Annotated in this window: 25 protein-coding genes and 1 pseudogene; 14 read left to right on the plus strand and 12 right to left on the minus strand. The window is 43.9% G+C overall.

Annotation, left to right across the window (positions count from 1 at the left end):
- The first annotated feature begins 10 nt into the window (after nucleotides 1-10).
- The 6 genes from rnhB to L3J70_10710 all read left to right on the plus strand — a co-directional run bounded on the left by rnhB (nucleotide 11) and on the right by L3J70_10710 (nucleotide 6,509).
- Nucleotides 11-607, plus strand: coding sequence for a ribonuclease HII (gene rnhB / locus L3J70_10685; GenBank protein MCF6236817.1), 597 nt, complete (start codon nucleotides 11-13; stop codon nucleotides 605-607).
- Between the two features lie 8 nt (nucleotides 608-615).
- Nucleotides 616-4,086, plus strand: coding sequence for a DNA polymerase III subunit alpha (dnaE, locus tag L3J70_10690; protein MCF6236818.1), 3,471 nt, complete (start codon nucleotides 616-618; stop codon nucleotides 4,084-4,086).
- 86 nt (nucleotides 4,087-4,172) lie between these two features.
- The gene (locus tag L3J70_10695; GenBank protein ID MCF6236819.1) at nucleotides 4,173-4,976 is read left to right on the plus strand and encodes a TatD family hydrolase; all 804 of its coding nucleotides are present in this window, start codon (nucleotides 4,173-4,175) and stop codon (nucleotides 4,974-4,976) included.
- Nucleotides 4,966-5,172, plus strand: coding sequence for a hypothetical protein (locus L3J70_10700; protein MCF6236820.1), 207 nt, complete (start codon nucleotides 4,966-4,968; stop codon nucleotides 5,170-5,172). The genes L3J70_10695 and L3J70_10700 overlap by 11 nt, the downstream gene beginning before the upstream one ends.
- A 30-nt stretch (nucleotides 5,173-5,202) precedes the next feature.
- Nucleotides 5,203-5,589 carry a hypothetical protein gene (locus tag L3J70_10705; protein ID MCF6236821.1) on the plus strand — a complete coding sequence of 129 codons (387 nt, stop codon included), beginning with the start codon at nucleotides 5,203-5,205 and terminating at the stop codon, nucleotides 5,587-5,589.
- A 23-nt stretch (nucleotides 5,590-5,612) separates the two neighbouring features.
- A complete protein-coding gene (locus L3J70_10710) occupies nucleotides 5,613-6,509 on the plus strand; it encodes a DMT family transporter (GenBank protein ID MCF6236822.1) in 897 nt (298 codons plus the stop codon).
- 18 nt (nucleotides 6,510-6,527) lie between these two features.
- On the opposite strand, the gene L3J70_10715 is transcribed toward L3J70_10710, so the two are convergent.
- Nucleotides 6,528-7,337, minus strand: a complete 810-nt coding sequence (locus L3J70_10715; GenBank protein MCF6236823.1) for a helix-turn-helix transcriptional regulator — start codon at nucleotides 7,335-7,337, stop codon at nucleotides 6,528-6,530.
- Between the two features lie 92 nt (nucleotides 7,338-7,429).
- Here L3J70_10715 and L3J70_10720 point away from each other — a divergent pair, with 92 nt between their 5' ends.
- The 3 genes from L3J70_10720 (at nucleotide 7,430) to L3J70_10730 (ending at nucleotide 9,375) form a co-directional block, all read left to right on the plus strand.
- Nucleotides 7,430-8,188: an isocitrate lyase/phosphoenolpyruvate mutase family protein gene (locus L3J70_10720; GenBank protein MCF6236824.1), complete on the plus strand. Its 759-nt coding sequence runs from the start codon at nucleotides 7,430-7,432 to the stop codon at nucleotides 8,186-8,188.
- A 9-nt stretch (nucleotides 8,189-8,197) separates the two neighbouring features.
- The gene (locus tag L3J70_10725) at nucleotides 8,198-8,701 is read left to right on the plus strand and encodes a methylated-DNA--[protein]-cysteine S-methyltransferase (GenBank protein MCF6236825.1); all 504 of its coding nucleotides are present in this window, start codon (nucleotides 8,198-8,200) and stop codon (nucleotides 8,699-8,701) included.
- 176 nt (nucleotides 8,702-8,877) lie between these two features.
- Nucleotides 8,878-9,375, plus strand: a complete 498-nt coding sequence (locus tag L3J70_10730; GenBank protein MCF6236826.1) for a peptidylprolyl isomerase — start codon at nucleotides 8,878-8,880, stop codon at nucleotides 9,373-9,375.
- Nucleotides 9,376-9,456: 81 nt separating this feature from the next.
- Here L3J70_10730 and L3J70_10735 read toward each other — a convergent pair whose 3' ends face one another.
- From L3J70_10735 to folD, 5 genes are all read right to left on the minus strand, one after another.
- Nucleotides 9,457-11,973 (minus strand): glycogen/starch/alpha-glucan phosphorylase, encoded by a 2,517-nt coding sequence (locus tag L3J70_10735; protein MCF6236827.1) that lies wholly within the window; start codon nucleotides 11,971-11,973, stop codon nucleotides 9,457-9,459.
- Nucleotides 11,970-12,959: an ecdysteroid 22-kinase family protein gene (locus tag L3J70_10740; protein MCF6236828.1), complete on the minus strand. Its 990-nt coding sequence runs from the start codon at nucleotides 12,957-12,959 to the stop codon at nucleotides 11,970-11,972. Before L3J70_10740 ends, L3J70_10735 begins: the two co-directional genes overlap by 4 nt.
- 15 nt (nucleotides 12,960-12,974) lie before the next feature.
- Nucleotides 12,975-13,457 (minus strand): CDP-archaeol synthase, encoded by a 483-nt coding sequence (locus L3J70_10745; GenBank protein ID MCF6236829.1) that lies wholly within the window; start codon nucleotides 13,455-13,457, stop codon nucleotides 12,975-12,977.
- Nucleotides 13,458-13,468: 11 nt separating this feature from the next.
- Nucleotides 13,469-13,852, minus strand: coding sequence for a PilZ domain-containing protein (locus L3J70_10750; protein MCF6236830.1), 384 nt, complete (start codon nucleotides 13,850-13,852; stop codon nucleotides 13,469-13,471).
- 124 nt (nucleotides 13,853-13,976) lie between these two features.
- Nucleotides 13,977-14,831 (minus strand): bifunctional methylenetetrahydrofolate dehydrogenase/methenyltetrahydrofolate cyclohydrolase FolD, encoded by an 855-nt coding sequence (gene folD / locus L3J70_10755; protein ID MCF6236831.1) that lies wholly within the window; start codon nucleotides 14,829-14,831, stop codon nucleotides 13,977-13,979.
- A 232-nt stretch (nucleotides 14,832-15,063) separates the two neighbouring features.
- Between folD and L3J70_10760 the strand changes: the two genes are divergently transcribed.
- Nucleotides 15,064-15,588, plus strand: coding sequence for an endonuclease (locus tag L3J70_10760; protein ID MCF6236832.1), 525 nt, complete (start codon nucleotides 15,064-15,066; stop codon nucleotides 15,586-15,588).
- A gap of 36 nt (nucleotides 15,589-15,624) precedes the next feature.
- Nucleotides 15,625-16,385, plus strand: a pseudogene (locus tag L3J70_10765) (IS1 family transposase).
- A gap of 106 nt (nucleotides 16,386-16,491) precedes the next feature.
- Here the strand turns inward: L3J70_10765 and L3J70_10770 are convergent.
- The 3 genes from L3J70_10770 to L3J70_10780 form a co-directional block, all read right to left on the minus strand.
- Nucleotides 16,492-16,716, minus strand: coding sequence for a toxin-antitoxin system HicB family antitoxin (locus tag L3J70_10770; protein MCF6236833.1), 225 nt, complete (start codon nucleotides 16,714-16,716; stop codon nucleotides 16,492-16,494).
- Nucleotide 16,717: 1 nt separating this feature from the next.
- Entirely contained in the window at nucleotides 16,718-17,143 is a 426-nt protein-coding gene (locus L3J70_10775) for a putative toxin-antitoxin system toxin component, PIN family (GenBank protein MCF6236834.1), read from the minus strand.
- A gap of 114 nt (nucleotides 17,144-17,257) precedes the next feature.
- Nucleotides 17,258-18,121, minus strand: a complete 864-nt coding sequence (locus L3J70_10780) for a LysR family transcriptional regulator (GenBank protein MCF6236835.1) — start codon at nucleotides 18,119-18,121, stop codon at nucleotides 17,258-17,260.
- A 107-nt stretch (nucleotides 18,122-18,228) separates the two neighbouring features.
- Between L3J70_10780 and leuC the strand changes: the two genes are divergently transcribed.
- The 3 genes from leuC to L3J70_10795 all read left to right on the plus strand — a co-directional run bounded on the left by leuC (nucleotide 18,229) and on the right by L3J70_10795 (nucleotide 21,425).
- Entirely contained in the window at nucleotides 18,229-19,632 is a 1,404-nt protein-coding gene (leuC, locus tag L3J70_10785; GenBank protein ID MCF6236836.1) for a 3-isopropylmalate dehydratase large subunit, read from the plus strand.
- A 3-nt stretch (nucleotides 19,633-19,635) separates the two neighbouring features.
- Nucleotides 19,636-20,280, plus strand: a complete 645-nt coding sequence (leuD, locus tag L3J70_10790) for a 3-isopropylmalate dehydratase small subunit (protein ID MCF6236837.1) — start codon at nucleotides 19,636-19,638, stop codon at nucleotides 20,278-20,280.
- Between the two features lie 287 nt (nucleotides 20,281-20,567).
- Complete coding sequence (locus L3J70_10795) at nucleotides 20,568-21,425, plus strand: hypothetical protein (GenBank protein MCF6236838.1); 858 nt, start codon at nucleotides 20,568-20,570, stop codon at nucleotides 21,423-21,425.
- Nucleotides 21,426-21,577: 152 nt separating this feature from the next.
- On the opposite strand, the gene L3J70_10800 is transcribed toward L3J70_10795, so the two are convergent.
- The 3 genes from L3J70_10800 to L3J70_10810 form a co-directional block, all read right to left on the minus strand.
- The gene (locus tag L3J70_10800; GenBank protein MCF6236839.1) at nucleotides 21,578-21,862 is read right to left on the minus strand and encodes a type II toxin-antitoxin system RelE/ParE family toxin; all 285 of its coding nucleotides are present in this window, start codon (nucleotides 21,860-21,862) and stop codon (nucleotides 21,578-21,580) included.
- Between the two features lie 26 nt (nucleotides 21,863-21,888).
- Nucleotides 21,889-22,149 (minus strand): type II toxin-antitoxin system Phd/YefM family antitoxin, encoded by a 261-nt coding sequence (locus L3J70_10805; GenBank protein MCF6236840.1) that lies wholly within the window; start codon nucleotides 22,147-22,149, stop codon nucleotides 21,889-21,891.
- A gap of 158 nt (nucleotides 22,150-22,307) precedes the next feature.
- Nucleotides 22,308-22,433, minus strand: a 126-nt coding sequence (locus L3J70_10810) for a transposase (GenBank protein ID MCF6236841.1), incomplete at its 5' end; no start/stop codon positions are given.

A 22,433-nucleotide genomic window follows, 5' to 3' on the forward strand; every position in this document is an offset into this window, starting at 1 on the left:
TTTTTGATTAATGTCTGATCCACTACTAAAAATTCTGGAAAGCGGGAAAGTGATCGTCGGTGTCGATGAAGTGGGTCGGGGGCCTTTGGCGGGTGCGGTTGTTGCAGCGGCGGTCATTCTTGATCAAAACAGTCCCATTGAAGGTTTGGCTGATTCAAAAAAACTCAGTGAGAAACGACGTGAAGTGCTCTTTTTGGAAATCAGAGAAAAAGCATTAAGTTGGGCTTTGGGTCGGGCTGAAGTTGAAGAGATTGATGAGATCAATATTCTTCATGCAAGCTTGTTAGCGATGAGCCGAGCGGTCTACGCTTTGAATGTAATGCCTGATATTGCTCTGATTGATGGCAACCGTTGCCCCGTCGATTTGCCTTGTCAATCAATCGCTGTAGTGAAAGGCGACCAACGTGTGGCTGAAATCAGCGCCGCATCTATTATCGCTAAAGTGGCTCGGGATCATGAGATGATTGAGATGGATCAAAAATATCCTGGTTATGGGTTGGCGGGTCATAAAGGGTATCCTACCAAGGCACATATCGCAGCGTTACAAACGCTGGGAGTTACACCGGTTCATCGGCGTAGTTTTGCACCTGTACGTAAGTGTTTATAATATAAATTATGTCTGTAAAATTTATCCATTTAAGAGTACACACCGAGTTTTCTCTGGTTGACGGTATTGTCCGTATCAAACCGCTGGTAAAAAAAATAGCGGCCGCAGGAATGCCAGCGGTGGCGGTGACAGACCAAAATAATCTGTTTGGTCTGGTTAAATTTTATCGCGCTGCAATGGCTGCGGGAATCAAACCTATTGTCGGGGTTGACCTGTGGGTCAGTGGTGACTCCCCCAGTGATCCGGTATCACGTCTGGTGTTATTAGTTCAAAATCGTGAAGGTTATCTGAATCTGACGCGTTTAATTTCTCGTGGCTATATTGAAGGGCAGCATCAAGGTGTTCCAATCATTCAAAAATCGTGGTTAAACGGTGCAACAGAAGGTTTGATCGCGCTTTCAGGAGGGCGTGAAGGTAATGTTGGTGTGGCATTGCTTGCTAAAAGGCAAGATGAAGCTGCCGCTTTACTGAACCAATGGTGCGAACTGTTTCCCGATCGGTTTTATCTGGAACTGCAACGTACGGGGCGGGAGCGTGAAGATGAATATATTCATGCGGCTGTTGATTTGGCGATCAAAGCTCAAATGCCTGTGGTGGCGACCAATGATGTACGTTTTATTAAATCGGATGAATTTGATGCACATGAAGCGCGTGTCTGTATCAATCAAGGACGAGTGCTAGATGATCCGCGCCGTCCGCGTGACTACAGTGAACAACAATACCTGCGTACCCCTGAAGAGATGGTCGAGCTATTTTCGGACATTCCTGAAGCGCTGGAAAATACGGTGGAAATTGCAAAGCGTTGCAATATCGAATTAACCCTTGGGAAAAATGTACTGCCTGATTTTCCTGTGCCAGAAGGAGTGAGCGTCGATGAGCATTTTCGTGACATCTCAGCTAAAGGCCTGGATGAACGTTTAGAGTTACTGTTTGGTCAGCAAGCGCCAGACTTCCAGGAAAAACATAAAATTTATCATGAACGCCTGAAAATTGAGCTTGATGTCATCATTAAGATGGGCTTTCCAGGTTATTTTTTGATTGTGGCCGATTTTATCCAATGGGCGAAAGATCAAGATATTCCCGTGGGGCCGGGGCGTGGTTCTGGTGCAGGTTCGATTGTTGCGTATGCGCTTAAAATCACAGATCTCGACCCCATTGAATATGAGCTTCTGTTTGAACGTTTCTTGAATCCAGAACGTGTTTCCATGCCCGATTTTGATATCGACTTCTGTATGGAAGGGCGGGATCGGGTGATTGAGTATGTTGCACAGACTTATGGTCGTGATCGCGTTTCACAAATCATAACTTATGGCACGATGGCGGCTAAAGCGGTGGTGCGAGATGTGGGGCGTGTATTGGGATATCCCTATGGTTTGGTGGATAAACTGGCCAAACTGATTCCTTTTGAATTGGGTATCACGTTGACAGGCGCGCTGGAGCAAGAAGAAGAGCTCAAAAGACGTTATGACGAAGAGGATGAAGTTAAAACACTATTTGATTTAGCACTCTCTCTGGAAGGCGTGACCCGTAATGCCGGTAAACATGCGGGAGGCGTGGTGATATCACCTTCCGCGCTGACTGACTTTACACCTCTTTATTGTGAGGAGGGCGCTTCGGGCACAGTCACCCAGTTTGATAAAAATGATGTTGAAGCCGTGGGTTTGGTTAAGTTTGACTTTTTAGGGCTGCGAACACTCACCATTATTGATTGGGCGTTAAAAACAATAAACAGACAAAAATCCGAGAAGGGTGAGGATATTTTGGATATCACTCAAATTCCTTTGGATGATAAAGAGACCTTTGTTTTATTAAAAAACTGTGCGACGACGGCTGTTTTTCAGCTTGAGTCACGCGGAATGAAAGATTTGATCAAACGACTGCAGCCGGACTGTTTTGAAGAGATCATCGCTTTGGTTGCACTGTTCAGGCCGGGGCCATTGCAATCGGGCATGGTGGACGATTTTATTAATCGTAAACATGGCCGTGCAAAAGTTGAATTTCCGCACCCTGATCTAGAGCCTGTTTTAAGTCCCACTTATGGAGTGATTCTTTATCAAGAGCAAGTGATGCAGATTGCTCAGGTGCTTGCTAAGTTTTCACTGGGTGCGGCAGATCTGTTACGCCGAGCCATGGGCAAGAAAAACCCTGCTGAAATGGCAAAGCAGCGCGTGATATTTACTGAGGGCGCGGTAAAAAACAGTGTCAAAGAAGAGACGGCCACCTACATCTTTGATTTGATGGAAAAGTTTGCCGGTTATGGCTTTAATAAATCACACTCTGCGGCGTATGCTTTGGTTTCCTACCAAACAGCTTGGTTAAAAACACACTATCCTGCACAGTTTATGGCGGCCGTGTTGTCAGCGGATATGGATAATACGGATAAGGTTGTGATGCTGGTGGATGAGTGTCAAGCCATGAAAATCAATGTGTTACCGCCGGATGTTAATCTTTGTAAGTATGCATTTGCCGTTCCCGATAATGATTCAATCATTTATGGCTTAGGAGCTATAAAGGGCGTAGGGGCAGCCGCTATTGAAAGCATTGTTGATAGCCGAAACAAAGAAGGCATCTATAAAAGTCTATTCGACTTTTGCCAGCGTATTGATTTGCGCAAAGCGAATCGCCGGGTTCTGGATACTTTGGTGCGTTCGGGAGCACTGGATCAATTGGGTGCCGGTCGTTCAACACTCATGGCGACATTGATCAAGGCAATTAAGTTAGCCGAGCAAACTCAGAAAAATAGTGACACGGGTCAAACGGATCTGTTTGGCAGTGCGGTGAAAGATGAGGGTGATTCAAGCTACAGTGATGAATATTATATTGCTCAGGCAGAGTGGAGTGATGAAATTCGACTGACGGGTGAAAAAGAGACGTTAGGGCTTTATCTGACGGGTCATCCCATTGATCGTTATGAGAGTGAGTTGAAACAGTTTATCTCATCAAGGTTAAATAAATTACAACCAAACCGCGACCAAAACGTGACGATTGCTGGATTGGTGGTCGATATTCGTACAAGAAATAGCCGCAAAGGCGACCGTATGGCGTTCATTATTCTGGATGACCGCACAAGCCGTTTTGAACTCGCCGTTTTCCCTGAAGCGTATAGCCATTATGGTGAGTTGATTATTAAAGACCAATTGATCGTTGTCAGTGGTTCAATCAGTGTGGATGATTATTCCGGTGGATTTAAAATGAGCGCTGAAAAAATCTACAACATTGCTCAGGCGCGTGAAATGTACGCCAAACGCATCGAAGTTGAGTTTGATTCGTCAAAGCAAAAGAGCGATTTTCTACCGATTCTTGAAAAAACACTTGATCCTTTTAGAGAAGGCATCTGCCCTGTCAATATTAACTACCAAAGTGAAAATGCCCGAGCACGTTTGGTGTTAGGGGCTGATTGGCGGGTGAGTCCGACTGACGAGTTCATTCAGCGCATAAAAAAACTGGCAGGTGACAATGAGGTTCAAATTATTTATTAGTTGTGTCAGTGCCTTGAATGAATGTTGAGTGTAAGATAAGCTCAGCTTCACAAGCTATATTTTAACCAAGAAGAATAATGACTCAACTGTTTGTAGATTCCCATTGCCACCTCAATTTACTGGCCGATTTCAAGAAGACCTCAGATGCAACATCTGCCATCGCTGAAGCGGGAGAGCAAGGTGTCAGCCATATTCTTTGTGTATCGGTCGATATGCAATCACTGCCTGATGTACTTAATATTTCGGAGCAGTTTGATAACGTCTTTGCCAGTGTGGGTGTTCATCCGAATGTGCGTGATATTGATGAGCCGTCTGTCCAAGAGTTGTGTGAATTAGCCTATACTCCAAAAGTCATTGCTATTGGTGAAACAGGTCTGGACTATTTTCGTTCAGAGCCAGAGGATACTGGTGAGCAGCAGGCACGTTTTCGACGGCATATTACAGCAGCAAAACAGTGTAACAAACCATTAATTATTCACTGTCGAGATGCACGGGAAGATACATTACGAATTTTACACGAAGAGAGTGCCTCTGAAGTGGGGGGGGTGATGCACTGTTTTGTAGAGGATTGGGAGACGGCTCAAGCAGCAATGGATATGAATTTTTATATCTCATTTTCAGGTATCGTGACTTTTAAAAGTGCAAAAGAGTTGCGCGATGTTGCAAAACAGGTTCCGTTGGATCGCATGCTGATTGAAACGGATGCACCTTATCTGGCACCTGTTCCTTTTCGTGGAAAAGTGAATCAACCTGCTTATGTGCGGCATGTTGCGGAATGTATTGCCGAGCTTCGTGGAATCAGTGTTGATGAAGTTGCAGAGGCGACTAGTCGTAACTTTTTTGAACTGTTTAAATCAGCAATCCCGCCACTTTCCCTGTTTGACACATGATATTGAAGTATTCAGTGCGTTAGGTCAGAAAATCGAAGGCTTGTTGAACGCTTTTCCTGGTACTGTCTCGGTACTTTCCGAGCAAATTTCTGGGGGAGATTATATTGATGTTCAGCTTGATTTTAGCCGCTTGGAAAAATATGGCATCAAGCTCGAAGATGCCATGTTATATGAACAAACAAAGCTTAATAATTAAAATTTTAAAAGCACTTTGGAGGAGGGTACTTTGAAACGTAAACTTATCATTATACCGTTTGTTATTGTTGGGATGATCACGGCTGTTTGGTTGCTGTTACCGCCCAGTTACAAAACCGATCTATCACTCATTGGTCAAGGTAAACCCGTCATTGTGATGGTTTACGACTCTTATAATGCTGCCAGTTACGAGTTGGTGGAAAATTTTAATCAGGTTCATTTGGATTACGAAGACCGTGTCGAGTTTGTTATTGCTGACACCAAAGTACCGGCTGGGCAGAGTTTTGAGCGTACCTATGGCGCCTCATCGGCCAGCGCAGTGTTTTTCACTGGAGACGGCGAAAAGGTGCGAGTGCTTAATAAATTATATGAACCTGAGGTACTCAGCAAGCTCATTGATGAAACATTCGGCTTTTAGAAAGAGAAAGTATCAAGCTCTCTATGTTCTTTAAATCTTCTTCCGGTTCATGGCCAGTGCTCTGTTTGTTGTACGGAGCCACCATGTGGGGCGTACTCTGGTATCCACTACGTCTGCTAGAGGGTGCGGGACTAAGTGGCTTATGGGTCAGCTTGACGATCTATTCTGCAGCTCTGCTGTTGGGCATGGTGCTGGCACGGGGGCACTGGGCCGAGTGGCGTCGCCACCCTTGGAAACTCGCCGCCCTGGCCGTGTTGGTGGGTTGGACCAATATTGCATTTATCCTCGCACTGCTGGACGGCAACGTCGTACGGGTGATTCTGTTGTTTTACCTGTCACCGCTATGGGCAACCCTGCTCAGTTGGCTGTTTTTAGGGGAACGGTTGTCGGCCAGTGTATTGGCACTCCTGGCTCTGGCCATGGTTGGTGCATTGATCATGTTATGGGATCCCATGTTGGGGTCGCCCTGGCCGCAAGAAAAAAGTGACTGGTTAGCGATCAGTTCAGGAGTGACCTTCGCCGCAAGCAATGTTTTGATTCGCAGATTGCAAGATGTCTCGGTGCGAACCAAAACGTTGGTGAGTTGGTGGGGGACGACCCTGTTGGCTGCCATCTGGATTCTGAGTATTGGATTGCCGCTGCCGGAAGTCTCTTGGCAGCCCGTGACAGCGGCCTTGCTTCTGGGGATATTAGGTATCAGCAGCATGACCTTGGCGGTGCAGTATGGCGTTACTCACATGCCGGTTCAGCGCTCAGCAGTGATCCTGTTGTTCGAGTTAGTCGCAGCGGCAATTTCAGCACAACTGCTTGCCGCAGAGGTGGTTAGTCCTAGTGAATGGGTGGGTGGTGGTCTGATCATTTTGGCGGCCTATCTATCGAGTCGCTCATCGGTTTTTTTACACGGAAAAAATAAAGTGTAACTTATTTCGCGCTCGTTCCTAAGATGGTTTACTTTCAAAAAACTGTTTTGTTGCTTCATCGGCAGGAAAATATTGCTCAATCACGATCTCTTCTGCGGTAACATCAATGGGCGTTCCAAAAGATGATAATGTCGTGAGTAGTTTCAGGGAGGCATCTTCTATTTTGAGCTCCACATAAATCATCGGTTCGGGGCTTTTTTTGAAATTCAGGTTTCGCCAATGTGAAGGTGTGTCGGAATAGGATAATAGACGCGCCAATAAATTTTCATGCCTGTTCTTATTCTCCATCATTTCACGGTGAAGGCGCTGAATCGCTGTGCTTGCGACCTCTTCCCAGTTGCTTATGAAAGGTTTTAAACCTTTCGGGTCAAATATTAACTCGACAATGTTGGATGAGGTGGAGAAGTCAGTTTGCAGTGATTTCACTGACTCCAGCATGTTGTTGTAACCTCTGTTTCCCATTAATACATTCCAGCCCCAATCCAGTACGATGGCAGGATAAGGTTCATGTTTTTCAAGCATCATTGCCAGAACTTTTTGAATATTTTCCATCTCTTTTTTGTGGATGGGTGTGCGGCTGTAATTTTCAGAAAAACCTGCGGATAAAAGAAGTTCATTGCGATTTCTCAAGGGCAGTTCCAGAGTGCTTGCTAGCAATAAAACCATTTCTCGGCTGGGTTTGTTGCGCCCAGTTTCAAGGAAACTGATATGTTTGCTGCTGACATTTGCATCCAGTGCCAAATCCAGTTGACTGAATCCTTTTGATTTCCGCCAGAAACGCAGTTGTTGGCCAAACTGATCCAATATTTTTCTACTTTCTCTATCCATTGATCTATTTTTTTACCTGCGAGGTAATTGAGAGTATCACTTATATTGCTCAATATTCGTTCTGTTATTATTAATTTTTAAAGGAACTTATCATGAAACCATTTAAAGTGTTACACCAGCAAAAAAAAGCCTTTCATTTGGGTAATGTTTGGGATGTTCAGAGTGCATTGCTGTTTCAAAAATTAGGCTTTAAAGCTGTTGGCACTTCAAGTGCGGCTATTGCGGCATCATTAGGATATGACGATGGTGAAGATATGCCTTTTGAAGATTTGGTGTGGATGGTGAAAAAAATCCATGCGAAAGTCAATATTCCATTGAGCGTTGACATTGAAGGAGGATATAGTCGAAATGTTGATGACATCATTGAAAATATCAAAACTTTGCACCAAATTGGTGTGGCAGGCATCAATATAGAAGATTCCGCAGTGTACGAAAAAAGGGAAATTCTTGATGCTGAAATTTTTAGCGATACGATTTTGAAAGTGAAGTCGTATTTATTAAAAAACGGTATGAATATTTTTTTGAATGTTCGCACGGACTCCTATATTTTGGGTTTGGATCATCCACTTGAAAAAACGCTTGAGCGAATCAAACGGTATGAAGAGAGCGGCGCAGATGGTGTTTTTGTACCGTGTATTGTTGATGAGAAGGAGATTGCCAAGGTTGTTCAATCAACTTCTTTACCCATTAATGTTCTGTGCATGCCAAATTTACCCTCTTTCAGTACGTTGACAAAATTGGGGGTGAGGCGCATCAGTTCCGGGCATTTTATTCATCACTTTATTGCGGGAAACCTGGAGCAAACAATCAATGAAATTGTTGAAGAGCAATCGTTTAACTCTCTGTTTTAAGGAAACTGTATGACACTGTTCTATCAAAAACTGAACTCTCCTGTAGGGTCGATATATATCGCAACAGATGGCGATAATTTGAGAGTGTTAGCAATTGATGGAAACAACTGGGCTCGGCTGAAAAGTAGTTTTAGTGATGTCGTGGAGAAAGAACATCAAGTCTTATCGCGCACACAGCTGCAATTGGATGAATATTTTTCCCATCAGAGAATAATTTTTGATTTACCACTGTATTTTGAAGGCACAGCATTCCAAGTGGCGGTGTGGAATGCCTTGCTTAAAATACCTTATGGTGAGACGAGAAGTTACTCTGAGCAAGCACACATGGTTAAGAATCCAAAAGCGGTGAGGGCGATTGGTCGAACCAATGGCTTGAACCCAATTTCAATCATTGTGCCGTGCCATCGAGTGATCGGTAAATCAGGTCAATTAACGGGCTATGCCAGTGGTTTGAGTGATAAAAAATATTTGCTTGATTTAGAAGATAAAGCTCTTAACTACAAATACGAATGATGAAAAAGTCACCACCATAAAACCAAGTGTATTTGCAATGATCGGCACTGGATTTTTAGTGGAATGGATGGGGTAGGATTTTGGCTGGTGATGCAAATTATTATTGAAACAGTATCGTATTTATGCACAATGAGCGGTTATGCATTTATTATATGAATTCAGATTGGAATATATTTATGATTATTGAAGTAAATAAAGTGGTTTCTTTTCATTATAGGTTGAGAGAAGAGGGAGATGAGAGCGTACTTGAAGACTCTTATGAAGGCAGTGCTGTGGTTTATTTGTACGGGCATGAAGGGATGTTAGCAGGGCTGGAAGAGGCGATGGCGGGCAAACAGTCTGGAGACAAGTTTACTACAATACTTCCTCCTGAAAAGGCTTATGGTTCCGTAATAGATGATTCGATACAACGTGTTTCTATTAAACATGTGATGAATCCTGGGAAAAAGAAAGTGAGATACAAACCTGGAATGGTGGTGCAACTCAATACAAATGAGGGGCCACGCGAGGTGGTAGTTTCTAAAGTAGGCTTGAAAAATCTGGACGTTGATACAAACCACCCATTTGCAGGAAAAACATTAAAGTTTGACGTTGAAGTGGTTAACGTGCGAGATGCCAGTGAAGAAGAGATTGCACACAGACATGTACATGGTGAAGGTGGTCACGATCACTAAAACTTATTTCAATCGGTTACGATCAAGTTGCACTCTGAAATAGTGGGTTTCATAGTGCAACTTGAGCTGTGACTGCAGTTTTTATTTAATCGGAAGAGGCGCTATTGGGGTCAATTTCCAGATATCAGCGTTGTACTCTTTCATCGTGCGATCTGTGGAAAATTTTCCACTGCTGGCGGTGTTGAGAATGCTCATACGCGTCCAGCGTTCCTGATCTTGATAGGCTGCGGATGCTAACTTTTGTGCATCAATAAAGCTGCGGAAATCCGCCGCAACCAACCATGGGTCATGAGGGCTGGTGATGGCATGGATAATTGGATCAAACAAGCCCGGTTCAAACTGGTTGAAGTGGCCGCACTCCAGCAGTTGCATGACGTGCTTGAAATCTTCGTCACCATTGATGATGGCGCTGGGGTTGTAATGATGGCGTGTTTCTTCAACTTCAGACGCGGTGAGGCCAAAGAGAAAGAAGTTGTCATTGCCCACCTCTTCACGAATCTCAATATTGGCTCCATCCAGCGTCCCAATGGTGATTGCGCCATTCATCATGAACTTCATGTTGCCCGTGCCTGAAGCCTCTTTTCCAGCCGTGGAAATCTGTTCAGAAAGGTCTGTCGCGGGGCAGATGATCTCCATGGCAGAAACGCAATAATTCGGTATAAAAGCCACCTTTAGTTGGTCACCAATCTCAGGGTCATGGTTGACCACGTTGGCAATATTGTTGGTTAGTTTGATGATAAGCTTTGCCATGGCGTATCCTGGCGCTGCTTTACCGCCAATAAGAACGCAGCGGGGTGTCCAGTTTGCTGTATCGCCTTGTTTGATGCGCTTGTACAGGTGAATAATGTGCAATAAATTTAATAGTTGGCGCTTATATTCGTGGATACGTTTGACTTGAACATCAAACATTGCGTTGGTCTTGAATGTGACACCACACTCTTTTTCAACGAGTTGTACTAATCGCTGTTTATTGTTTTGTTTGATTTGCCGCCACTGATTACGAAAACTTTCTTTATCGGCATAGGGTTTTAGTTTGCTGATTTGAGCAAGGTCAGTGATCCACTTTTTACCGATCGTATCGTTAAGCAGGTCGCTCATACCAGGATTGCACCAGGCCATCCAGCGCCTTTGAGTGACACCATTGGTTTTGTTATTGAACTTTCCAGGCCAAAGATCGTAAAAGTCACGGAATAGTCCTTCTTGCAGCAGCTTGGAGTGCAGTTCTGCCACACCGTTTACTGAGTAGCTGCCGACGATGGCGAGATAGGCCATACGTACTTGTGGTTCAGGACCCTCTTCAATGATGGACATACGGCGTTGGCGTTCAGTGTCTCCGGGCCATTGTGTCGCCACTTCGGCTAAAAAACGTGCGTTGATTTCGTAAATAATATCTAGTAGTCGGGGTAGCAGTTGCTGGAACAGACGTACGGGCCACTTCTCCAGTGCTTCTGGAAGAAGTGTGTGATTCGTATAGGCCATTGATGAACTGGTGATGCTCCACGCTTCATCCCAGTCAAGTTTATATTCATCCATAAGTAGTCGCATGAGTTCGGCAATGGCGAGGGTTGGATGGGTATCATTGAGTTGGAAGCAGTTTTTATCCGTAAAATTTTGACTGAAGTCCTTACCATGATCCCGGATCCAGCGTCGCATGACATCCTGCAAACTGGCCGATGAGAGAAAGTACTGCTGGCGCAATCGGAGTTCTTTGCCATTTTCGCTGGCATCATTGGGGTAGAGCACCATAGAGATATGCTCTGCCTGATTTTTTGCTGCAACAGATTCAGGGTAGCTTCCTGCATTGAACTCACCCAAATCAAACTCATCCGTTGCAGTAGAGCTCCAGAGACGCAGAGTGTTGACTGTATTATTACGATAACCTGGAATAGGAACATCGTAGGGAACGGCGAAGACATCATGAGTATCAACCCAGCGAACCCGCATCTTGTTGTCAGCGTCTCGGTAATATTCACTGCGGCCTCCAAACTGGATGCGCTGAGTGTATTCAGGGCGTTCGAGCTCCCATGAGCTGCCATCACGCAGCCAATGGTCAGGCTCTTCAATCTGATGGCCATTTTCAAGCTTTTGGCGGAACATGCCATATTCATAGCGAATACCGTAGCCGATGACAGGAAGATTTAAAGTCGCGCAGCTATCAAGAAAACAGGCCGCCAAACGACCCAGGCCACCATTGCCAAGGCCTGCATCGTGCTCAGCTTCGGCAATCTCTTCGAGGTCAAGCCCTAAGCTGTGCAAAGCCTGACTGGACGCGGTATGGGTGTCGAGGTTGAGCATGGTGTTACCCAAAGCTCTGCCCATTAAAAACTCTAATGACATGTAGTGGGCACGTTTGCAATCAGCCTCTTCATGAGCATAACGGGTATGTTTCCAGCGCTCCATGAGGCGATCACGTAACGTAAGAGCCAGTGCATCGTAAGGGTAATGTGTGTATTTGAAGTGTCTGTCCCTTCCTAGCGTATGGTTAAAATAGCGCCGAAAATCTTCGGTAATACTTTTGCAGTCCATGCTGAGTGGAGGCAACTCTGTTAATTCAGGGACATGGGTGTTGTTGAGTATGGGGGTGAATTTACTATTCATGTGTTGTTATTTCTCGATATTTGATGGAGTGATTTTTCGGCCATTTGTTGTGTGTATGTATTGATTTTACTGTGTGTTGGCATCCAGCCGCAAAGAAAGCGGTAAAAGTCTGTCCATGCCACTGGAAAGAGTGCCAGCCATTCTGATTTTAATTCATGCCAATTGACCTCTTTTTGGGTCGTGTATAATGCGGCCTTGAGCACTTTAAAATAGTACTCCAATAGCTCAGACTCCCACTGTTTACACTGGTTTTCGTTCAGGCAGCTTCCTAGGAAATAAACAACATCTTTCATACCACACCCTCCGCCAGTATATTGAAAATCTACAGCGGCTACGTTCTTTCCATCTGCAGAGAAGCAGAAGTTAGCCACCTTGGCATCACCGTGAACTAATGTCTTGTATCGGCACTTATTTAATAATTCATCGATCATTTTGGCTGATTTTTTTAGTGAGCCATTTTTCATTGCAGAAAGTTCATCGGGTCGAGTTTCAAGATGCCAATAAGTGCCTGTTTTCCAAAGTCCATCTGGGGTTTCGCCTAAAAAAGTAGCGTGAAAATTGGCGAGCCATTTCAGGCAGACTTTTGTCTCTTCTTTGTTTAAACGAGTTTTTCGTGCAGTAAAGCCTGCAGCGTCCAGATCCTCTAGTACGATGATATGTTCATGGTTCTTTGAAGTGGCCGCATAACATTGAGCGACTCTACATGACGAGTGACAGCGCTTGCTCCAGTTTCTGTACCAGTGCATTTCAACATCATAGGATTTGATTTTGCGCTCATGAGAGTTATTTGTATTCCAGCCTCTGGGGTGTACGGCCTTTTCAGGCAATACAATATATTTCAGTACGGCGGACTCTGTTTCTGTGCCAGTAAGAGCGACCCGCACAATTTCTCCGTAACCACTCCAGAGTGTTTGTATGACTTCAATAGGCGTTAAACTTTTAGCGCCGGTAGATTCTAGTACGATATTTTTGAAATACGGGTTCACTTGGCTCTTTAATATTTAATAGGGCCTATCACGAATATTCAGTTTATATAGAATACGGGAGAGCAGGAGTTCAACAATAAAAAATATGACGACAATAGCAATTATCTCTTCAGCGCTCAGATTCAACAGGCTTTGACATGCTAACAGTGGAAACAGTGTTTCCGGCACTTGGTCAATCCCAAGTGCCATACTGCTGGGTGGCATTTTCATGCGGCGTTTGATAAAGCTTGAGAACAGGTCTCCGAGCATGGCTGCGCTCGCAATGATTATACCAATATACCAGTCGAGTCCCAAAAGAAGTGCAAAGAATGGTGTGATGATGATTGATAGAACAACTCCGCGTATTGTCTTTGATTTTCCAAAGAGTGGTTTTCCATCAAAAAAATGAATACCTCCATCGACTGGATAGTTGAAATGTTGCCCTAAAATATTCTTTGCAATAATGGGTATGCCATTGGCAACAATTAATAAAATGAGAAGTTGCAGTATTAATAACATTGCCCTCTATATCAATCTGAGGTCATCTGTTTGCCAAGTTCAGTCAGCTCACGGTTAATTGCATCACTGCTGCCGAGGTTAAGTTCGACAAGGCGTTTCAGGTGACTGATACTTTCCAAGTCAATATGTTTGACTTGCAAACCCAGAAACCTGTCTGTTACATGTTTGATGGATACATCCATATGGATGAGCACATCAATACCTGATTGCAAAAATTCCAGAGTGAATGGGTCACTGGATGTTTCTGTCCATGGGTCTTTGACTTCCACTAATGCGCCTTGAAGTGAAATATCAATGAGGTGACAACACCATTCCTGATGGTCATTTTTAAGAATAACTCGGGTATCAAAGGGAATTCTTCGAAAATGGCGCTGCTCTTTAAACTCTTTTGTCATAGTGATTATCCGTGTCTTGATAGTTAAATTGATATGATCTGATATTTAGCGTCCTGATTAGATCCCAACCTTAGGCGCGACTCACTTAGGAATGCGCACAAATAACTTATATAGCTTTTCAATACTAAAGTCTATTAAGTTCGGCAGCCTTCAGAGTATTGCTTAATAACATGGCGACTGTCATGGGGCCGACTCCACCTGGAACTGGAGTGATCCAGCCCGCGCGTTCAGCGGCGCTATCAAAATCGACATCACCCACTAACTTCCCTGACGCTGCGCGATTAATGCCAATATCAATAACAATACTTCCTGGCTTCACCCATTCACCTTTGACGATGCCAGGCTTGCCGACAGCAACAACGAGAATGTCAGCATCAGCAACGTGTTTGGCCAGATCTTTGGTGAAACGGTGGCAAACAGTAATGGTGCAGCCTGCGAGCAGCAGCTCCATGGCCATGGGACGACCCACATGGTTGGAAGCGCCGACAATCACCGCATGTTTGCCTTTAAGTTCTGAACCGATATTTTCCAACAACATCATTACGCCATAAGGAGTGCATGAACGCAGGGTGGGCATACGAACTGCTAGTCTGCCAATATTGTAAGGGTGAAAGCCATCAACATCTTTATCAGGATGAATGCGTTCTATAACAATCTCTTCATCAATGTGATCAGGCAAAGGAGATTGAACCAGAATGCCGTGAATTTCAGGGTCATTGTTTAATTCGTCGATCAGCGCAAGTAATGTTTCTTGAGTGATATCAGAAGGCAGATCATGAGCACGAGAGAGCGTACCAGTGGCAGCGCAAGCATTGCGCTTATTACGAACATAAATTTCAGATGCCGGATCGCTGCCCACAAGGATCACAGCCAGCCCTGGTGGTGGCAATGCTTTGGCTAAGCGCTGATCAATTTTTTCTTTAATTTCATTTTTGATTTTTTCAGCAATCGCTTTACCGTCAATAATAGTGGCTGTCATATTTTTCCAGCAATTTTATGAATGTGTTTATTCCTTGTGAATTACTATACCTAATGTTTATGTAATAGCAATATCTTCTAAGGGTGAAGCAATTTGTTTATTTATTTTAGAATAATTTGCCTGAATTCGTATAATAAGTGCATAACCTATGAATGTATCTGCAAACACCAAAGATTGAGCTCAGTGCTATATAATTGACTAAACCTGGTTTGGAGAAAAGGATGGTTACACCATGAAAAATTTTTCACCTTTTTATATTTCCACCTTTAAATATATACCCCATATCCTTGTGCTGACACTATTCCTGCTCTTCTGTAGCAACTCTTTTGCGTGGAAAAAACCAGATACCGAATACTTTAAAACACTGCCAAAATTTTGGGGAGCACTCTATGCCAATGGTGGTAAAACCCTCTACTGTGGACGCGAATTCGGTAGTCGTCACGGTCGCGATATTAACGCTGAGCATGTGTTTCCGATGGCCTGGGTCACAAAATCCTTGAAATGCGGAAAAAGAAAGCAGTGCCGCAGTAACAGTCACCAATTCAATGTTATTGTGGCTGACATGCACAATATTTTTCCGGCGCTGGCAAAAATCAATCGGCAGCGCAGTGCATATGCATTTGCCGAACTGCCTGGCGAGCCAAAAAAAGGCACATGTGATTTTGAAATCGATAAAAGAAAAAGGCTTGCAGAGCCGCGTCCAGCAGTGCGAGGTGATATTGCCCGTGCCATGTTCTACATGAGTAAAAAATGGTAGTGGGTTAAATTTGAAAAGTATTTTATAATGTAGGCTATGAAATGCTATGAAGAAATAAAATGCCCGAAGTGCAAAAGCCCGGAAATCAAGAAGGTGGGAGAAAGCGTACACGGAATTCCCAGGTATCGTTGCGAGAATAATGAGTGTCAAACAAAAACATTCATGCTGTCCTATCGCTATAGAGCGTATGAGGCAGGCATCAAGGAACAGGCGGTAGAAATGGCGATGAATGGAAGCGGTATTCGAGATACGGCGCGAGTCCTTAAAATCAATAAAAATACAGTGATCAGTACGCTAAAAAAAAAGCGAAAATGCTTGTCCAAGTGAATCCTAGATTTAACGTGAGCAAAGAACGAGAAGTGAGGCTTGAACTTGTCTGTGAAGAGGCAGAACTGGATGAACAGTGGTCATTTGTAGGGAAGAAAGAAAATCAACGCTGGCTATGGTATGGAGTTGATCACGCAACCAATACGATACTGGCGTATGTGTTGGGTCGGCGTAAAGATGTCGTTTTTAAAAAACTTAAAGTCTTGTTGGAGCCTTTTGAAATCAGCCGTTATTACACCGATGACTGGGGCGCTTATGAACGTCACCTAAAACCGGAGAGCCATGAAGTAGGCAAACGTAACACCCAAAAAATTGAACGCAAAAATCTAAATTTTCGAACCTGGATTAAACGACTGACTCGCAAAACAATCTGCTTTTCAAAAACAGACGAAATGCATGATATTGTCATTGGGCTATTGATTAATAAAGTGGAATTTAACAGGGATATTCATGCTGACTCTCAGGTTTAACCCACTACCATAAATTTGTTGGGGTTCGCAAGCTCACCGCTAATCTACAAAAATTTTGAGGGTAGTGGGGGGTTTTTAGTGATGCTGTACAATCTTTCATTCCCGATTAGCTTTTTGAAAAATGTTTATCCAGCTTGTCTAGCAGGTTTAAGCCTTTGTCGATATCGCCACGAGAAGCAAGAGCTCTAAAACGAACTTCACTATCAAATTCTGCGAGTGCCTGGGTTGAAAACTCTTCAACCAATTTGTTAACGCTTATATGTCTGTATTGAGCCAGCGCTTTTAAGCGGTTGTGCTTGTCGTCTGGTAGTCTAATGGTTAATGTGGCCATATCACTCACCTCTCAATATTTGTTCAGGTTTCAAAATAGTCAATTCGGGGAAATTAAGTTCGGAGTTTCTCAGGTCAGAAATGTTATTGGTAACAATATGTGTGGCATTTCCGGCTAACCCCAGTTCAATCAAAAAATTATCGGCTTCGTCTGTAATATTTGGTCGCCACAGATAATAAATAGGAGTCCAATTACAAACGCTGTAAAAGGCGTTAAGCAATTCTTTTATTTCAGTGGCAGCCAAAGGGCATTTTTTCCGTATTCTTTCTCGTTGGCTTACGTCTTCAATTTCTCGAAACAGTGCATTACTTATCAGGGGTTTATATTCCCCATGGAGGCACTTTCTAAGTACCACCCTGCTGGGTCCTCTTTCGCCAATCAGGGCACTAACTACGACGCTAGTATCAATTACTACTATTTTTGTCATACTTTGAATGATAGCATATATGCAGTCAGTGGCAACCGCTGCCGAAACATATCATAGCCTTGCGGATGACGAGGTGCTATATGATGCCGCCTTGCGCAATCTACAAAAATTCCGCTAACCCTCTATTTTCTCCAGCAGTTTTATAAATGCATTCGCCGCATTGGAGAGTGTTCGTTCTTTGTGGTGCACTAACCCCAATGTGCGCGTTATAACAATATCTTCTACAGGATGAACGCAGACCGTTTCATCCAGCATGGTTTCAGGTAACACACTCCAGCACAGCCCGATTGAAACCATCATCTTTATCGTTTCCAGATTGTTGGTTTCTAGCATCACATTAAGCTTTATTCCAAAGGGGTGGAGTTGTTGCTCCAAAATGTCGCGCGTATAGGTGTCGTAAGCAGGCAAAATGGCGGGGTGCGCGGCCAGTGTTTGTGGTGTGGCATGTTGCAGTGGAAAACCAGGCGCGGTCACAAAGGCCAGTGAATCTTGCCAGACAGGCAGCAATTTCAGTGAGTTTGATGGCTGGTTAGGCAGTGTCACTACTGCGATTTCCAGCTCATTTTTTTCAACCGCCTGACATGCCGCTTCGGAATCAATAAATTTCAGATCGAGCTTAACGTCCGGGTATTGCTGTGTGTACTGTTTGAGTATGGGCGGCAGACGGTGCAAGCCAATGTGGTGACTGATACCGAGTGATAATTTACCGCCCACATGGCTGCTGATATTGGTGATCAGGCGACGTGTATCTTCCAGATCCAATAATATTTTCTGGGCACGCTGCAAAAGCATTTGTCCCGCTTCCGTCAGCTTGGTTTTACGTGCAATGCGATCGAACAGTCGAATGTTGAGTGATTGTTCTAATGATGAAATGCGTTTGCTGATGGCGGGTTGTGTGAGGTGAAGCAGCGAAGCGGCCTTTGAAAATGAGCCGCACTCTGCAATCGTTACAAAGGTTTTCAAGTCAGTCGTATTCATGGCTTTAGATTCTATCTATGAAATATAGTTATATATTATATAAAAAATATGAATTTGTGTAATGTGTTTTTGTTGCCGTATGATGTTTGGCAAGGAGGAGTCAATCAATGACTGAAAAAACACTTTACGATAAATTATGGGATGCGCATGTGGTGCGCGAAGATCAAAACGGTGCAACACTTTTATATATTGATCGCCAATTGGTGCATGAGGTGACTTCACCGCAAGCCTTTGAAGGATTGCGTATGGCGGGGCGAAAACCACGCCGTAGTGATGCCAGCCTTGCGGTGGCGGATCACAATGTTCCGACGACAGATCGCAGTGCTGGAATTTCTGACCCCGTGGCACGTTTGCAATTAGAAACATTGAGCAAAAACTGCTCTGAATTTGGTATTACCGAATTTGATATGAATGATTCGCGTCAAGGAATTGTGCATGTCATTGGCCCTGAGCAGGGTGCGACATTGCCGGGTATGACGGTTGTTTGCGGTGACTCTCATACTTCAACTCATGGTGCTTTGGGCGCATTGGCTTTTGGTATCGGTACTTCTGAAGTGGAGCATGTGCTTGCAACGCAGTGTTTGATTCAGAAAAAATCGAAAAATATGTTGATCCGAGTCAATGGTCAGGTGCGTAGCAGCGTGGGTGCTAAAGATATTGTTTTGGCGATTATCGGCAAAATTGGTACCGCAGGTGGCACCGGATATGCGATTGAATTTGCCGGTGACGCGATTGAGGCGTTGTCTGTCGAAGGGCGGATGACGGTGTGCAATATGGCGATTGAAGCGGGTGCGCGAGCGGGCATGGTGGCGGTGGATGACAAGACAATTGAATACGTCAAAGGTCGGCCTTATGCTCCGAATGCAGAGCAGTGGGACTCTGCTATGGCGTGGTGGAGAACTTTGCATAGTGATGCAGGTGCTTATTTTGATCAGGTTGTTGAGCTTGATGCAGCTGATATTAAACCGCAAGTGACGTGGGGAACATCGCCAGAAATGGTGTTAGCAGTCGATGGTCGTGTGCCGAATCCTGATGAAATTACAGATTCAGTTAAGCAGGAGAGCACTCGAGCGGCATTGGCTTATATGGGCGTTGATGCGAACACTAAAATTACAGATATAATGATAGATAAGGTTTTTATCGGGTCGTGTACAAACTCACGCATTGAAGATATGCGTGAAGCGGCGGCAGTAATTCAAGGCAGAAGTGTGGCAGATAATGTGAAATTGGCACTGATTGTTCCTGGATCTGGTCTGGTTAAAAGACAGGCGGAAGATGAGGGGTTAGATAAACTGTTTATTGAGGCCGGTTTTGAATGGCGTGAGCCGGGTTGCTCGATGTGTCTGGCTATGAATGCAGATCGTCTGGAAGCGGGTGAGCGCTGTGCTTCAACTTCAAATCGTAACTTTGAAGGGCGACAAGGTGCGGGTGGGCGCACACATTTAGTGAGTCCGGCGATGGCGGCAGCGGCAGCGATTGCAGGTCATTTTGTTGATATCAGTCAGGTATAAAATATGGAACCTTTTAAAACATTAAAAAGTATTGTTGTGCCTTTGGATCGTGCCAATGTTGATACCGATGCAATTATTCCAAAGCAGTTTTTAAAATCAATTAAACGCAGTGGCTTTGGACCGAATCTTTTTGACGAATGGCGCTATCTTGATGTCGGTGAGCCGGACCAGAATAACAGTGGTCGCCCCTTGAACCCCGATTTCGTATTGAATCAAAAGCGTTATCAAGGCGGGCAAATCTTATTGGCGCGGGAAAATTTTGGCTGTGGATCATCACGCGAACATGCGCCGTGGGCACTGTTTGATTATGGTTTTCGAGTGGTAATTGCACCAAGTTTTGCGGATATATTTTTTAATAACTGTTTCAAAAATAGCATCTTACCGGTGGTACTTGATGCAGAAACAGTGGGTAAGATGTTTGTCGATATAGAACCCAATGAAGGGTACGAGCTGGAAGTGAATCTGGTTGAACAAATTGTATCGACCCCAGAAGGGTTGAGCTATCTTTTTGAGGTTGATAAATTTCGTAAATACTGCTTGCTCAATGGTCTGGATGATATTGCGCTGACTTTGGAGCATGTAAGTGATATTGATATTTATGAAGCTAAGCGGGGTAAGGATGCGCCTTGGTTATTCGCACTATCATAATCAATCTATAAATCGGTTTATTTGATTTCATAGTGTAGTAATGATTAGTGCTACATAGTGATACATTTTTTCAATGGACATACACTGTTTACAAGCATTAGAGTAAAAGTGTTGCTGGAATAGTGCAGTACGACACATTTTTAGTTGCGTCATATTATTAACATGAAAAAGTTCATGAATTTGAATAGTGCTGTCTAATTCATTACGTGAACGCCTTTCTTTTTCATGGATATTCATAATAGACGGATACATCTAATTTCCATTAAACCTTTAATAAGGGGGTTGTTGTGAAATATTTAAAATATATAAAAATACCTGCAGTTTTAATACTCATTTTATTTTTAACCGCATGTAAATTAGGCGGGGAGGTGAGCGGTCTTGAAAAGGGTGACTCTATAACACTGATGGAGGATGTCACGGGTTCTACTGTTGCTATTAAACAAAATGGGGCTTTTGAATTTTCTAAGGATTTTTCATATCGAAGTGACTATCAAGTCTCTGTGCTTAAACAGCCAGAGAGTGTGAACAGTTGCTATGTGAGTAATGGTGTGGGGAGTTTTAATGGCGATGTTAGGAATGTTAAGGTTGAGTGTGAAGGTCTAGAGGCTTGCACGAAGCAATATGATCCCGTCTGTGCCAAGCAAGAAACTTCTATCGAGTGTATTAATGCGCCCTGTCCTACGCATGTTTATAAAACCTTTGGAAATGCTTGTGTTGCAGGTTTGGAAAAAGCAGCAATAAGCTTTAACGGCGAGTGTGGAACTCTGGAAGGTGTTGTATCCGGTGATAGTGCCCCTGTACGGGTGGATGACCTAAAAGTTATGGATTTTGGCCGTGTTGCTACGGTACTTAGTGCTAAATTTGATGGTGATGATGTAGAAGTAGAGGTGGGTTTTAGTGGTTGCGATGATGGTGCGACTGTGGATTTTTATGTAGACTCTGATTTTATGGAGTCAGATCCCGTTAAGGTTGCTTCTGTCTTTCCACTCAACACCAAAGGGGATCAGGGAGATATTACATGCATGGCTTATTGGACTAAAAAAATAGGCTTTGATCTGTTGCCCTTAAAATATAAATATATGGAAATGTATGGAACAGAGTCTGGTGTCATTGATATTCAAGGGGTCGGGCTGTATAAGTTTTAATTAATTAGGGAAATTCAGCCCTGCGGCACCGCCGAGGGCTGAATACCCAATCCCCAGAGAGAAAAGTCTAAAACGTAGAAAGCCTTGGCCTAGTTGTTTTCTATGTCATGAACTGGGCAGTCAAGTGGCTGTATGACAGCCACTTGATTGGTTTAGATTGTACTTCGGTCTTCCAGATGAGTGAGCGGTATCATGCTTTTATGGAGCACACCAAACACCACGACCTGTTGTTCGTGTAGCGTGTAATAAATTACATGGCTGGCGTGAGGAAAGCTGGAAACATCCGTTCCAACTTCGTGACGTTGCTTTCCAATGGCTGGTGTTTCTGATAAAAGCTTGATAGTTTGGCGCAGTTCAGAGAGATATTTTTGTGATTGGTCTTTCCCCCCATTGACTAAGGGTATAGCGACGAATTTTGATGAGATCTGCTTGGGCATCAGGAGTAAGCCGGTATATTGGCGTATTAATCATGTTGCCCGGATTCCAGCGCATCAAAAAATGATTCGCCGTTTACCATATTACCATTATGAATGTCGTCTTTAGCTTTAGCCGCTTTGGATTGCAATAGTTGTAACTTTAGAGCTTCGATGCTTTTATATTCCTCCACGGAGATAACGACAGCAACGGGTTTACCATTTTTGTTGATTTGAATAGGTGCACGTTGTGCCTTCAATAACATATCGCAAAATTGTGTTTTGGCATCATTTGCTGATATGGCTTGCATAAGTATCACCTTTTAATATCGTTCGATTCGGTTATTTTAGCCTATTTAATCGGTACGATAAATACGTTAATATTGTTTTTTTCAAATGAATACTCCACCGGCTAAAGCAGGTGGTTTCAGGTTACGGCTGAAAGCCGGTCATTTCGCCTAAAGGCGACTTACAGCACACTAAAATCATCATCGGGGTCGTTCGGCTTCTGGTTTTCTATATACGCTTTCCAGACTTCGTCTGTCACGTTTCCGCTTGAAGCTACCCAATAGCCTCTCGCCCACAAATGCTGACC

The organism is Gammaproteobacteria bacterium, assembly GCA_021648145.1.
Classification (GTDB): Bacteria; Pseudomonadota; Gammaproteobacteria; order JAADGQ01; family JAADGQ01; genus S141-38.

Excerpts from the sequence above, each read along its gene's own strand:
- rnhB (MCF6236817.1), top strand. The coding sequence starts at position 11 with ATGTCTGATCCACTACTAAAAATTCTGGAAAGCGGGAAAGTGATCGTC.
- dnaE (MCF6236818.1), top strand. The coding sequence starts at position 616 with ATGTCTGTAAAATTTATCCATTTAAGAGTACACACCGAGTTTTCTCTG.
- L3J70_10710 (MCF6236822.1), top strand. The coding sequence starts at position 5,613 with ATGTTCTTTAAATCTTCTTCCGGTTCATGGCCAGTGCTCTGTTTGTTG.
- L3J70_10715 (MCF6236823.1), bottom strand. The coding sequence starts at position 7,337 with ATGGATAGAGAAAGTAGAAAAATATTGGATCAGTTTGGCCAACAACTG.
- L3J70_10720 (MCF6236824.1), top strand. The coding sequence starts at position 7,430 with ATGAAACCATTTAAAGTGTTACACCAGCAAAAAAAAGCCTTTCATTTG.
- L3J70_10725 (MCF6236825.1), top strand. The coding sequence starts at position 8,198 with ATGACACTGTTCTATCAAAAACTGAACTCTCCTGTAGGGTCGATATAT.
- L3J70_10730 (MCF6236826.1), top strand. The coding sequence starts at position 8,878 with ATGATTATTGAAGTAAATAAAGTGGTTTCTTTTCATTATAGGTTGAGA.
- L3J70_10735 (MCF6236827.1), bottom strand. The coding sequence starts at position 11,973 with ATGAATAGTAAATTCACCCCCATACTCAACAACACCCATGTCCCTGAA.
- L3J70_10745 (MCF6236829.1), bottom strand. The coding sequence starts at position 13,457 with ATGTTATTAATACTGCAACTTCTCATTTTATTAATTGTTGCCAATGGC.
- L3J70_10750 (MCF6236830.1), bottom strand. The coding sequence starts at position 13,852 with ATGACAAAAGAGTTTAAAGAGCAGCGCCATTTTCGAAGAATTCCCTTT.
- folD (MCF6236831.1), bottom strand. The coding sequence starts at position 14,831 with ATGACAGCCACTATTATTGACGGTAAAGCGATTGCTGAAAAAATCAAA.
- L3J70_10760 (MCF6236832.1), top strand. The coding sequence starts at position 15,064 with ATGAAAAATTTTTCACCTTTTTATATTTCCACCTTTAAATATATACCC.
- L3J70_10770 (MCF6236833.1), bottom strand. The coding sequence starts at position 16,716 with ATGGCCACATTAACCATTAGACTACCAGACGACAAGCACAACCGCTTA.
- L3J70_10775 (MCF6236834.1), bottom strand. The coding sequence starts at position 17,143 with ATGACAAAAATAGTAGTAATTGATACTAGCGTCGTAGTTAGTGCCCTG.
- L3J70_10780 (MCF6236835.1), bottom strand. The coding sequence starts at position 18,121 with ATGAATACGACTGACTTGAAAACCTTTGTAACGATTGCAGAGTGCGGC.
- leuC (MCF6236836.1), top strand. The coding sequence starts at position 18,229 with ATGACTGAAAAAACACTTTACGATAAATTATGGGATGCGCATGTGGTG.
- leuD (MCF6236837.1), top strand. The coding sequence starts at position 19,636 with ATGGAACCTTTTAAAACATTAAAAAGTATTGTTGTGCCTTTGGATCGT.
- L3J70_10800 (MCF6236839.1), bottom strand. The coding sequence starts at position 21,862 with ATGCCCAAGCAGATCTCATCAAAATTCGTCGCTATACCCTTAGTCAAT.
- L3J70_10805 (MCF6236840.1), bottom strand. The coding sequence starts at position 22,149 with ATGCAAGCCATATCAGCAAATGATGCCAAAACACAATTTTGCGATATG.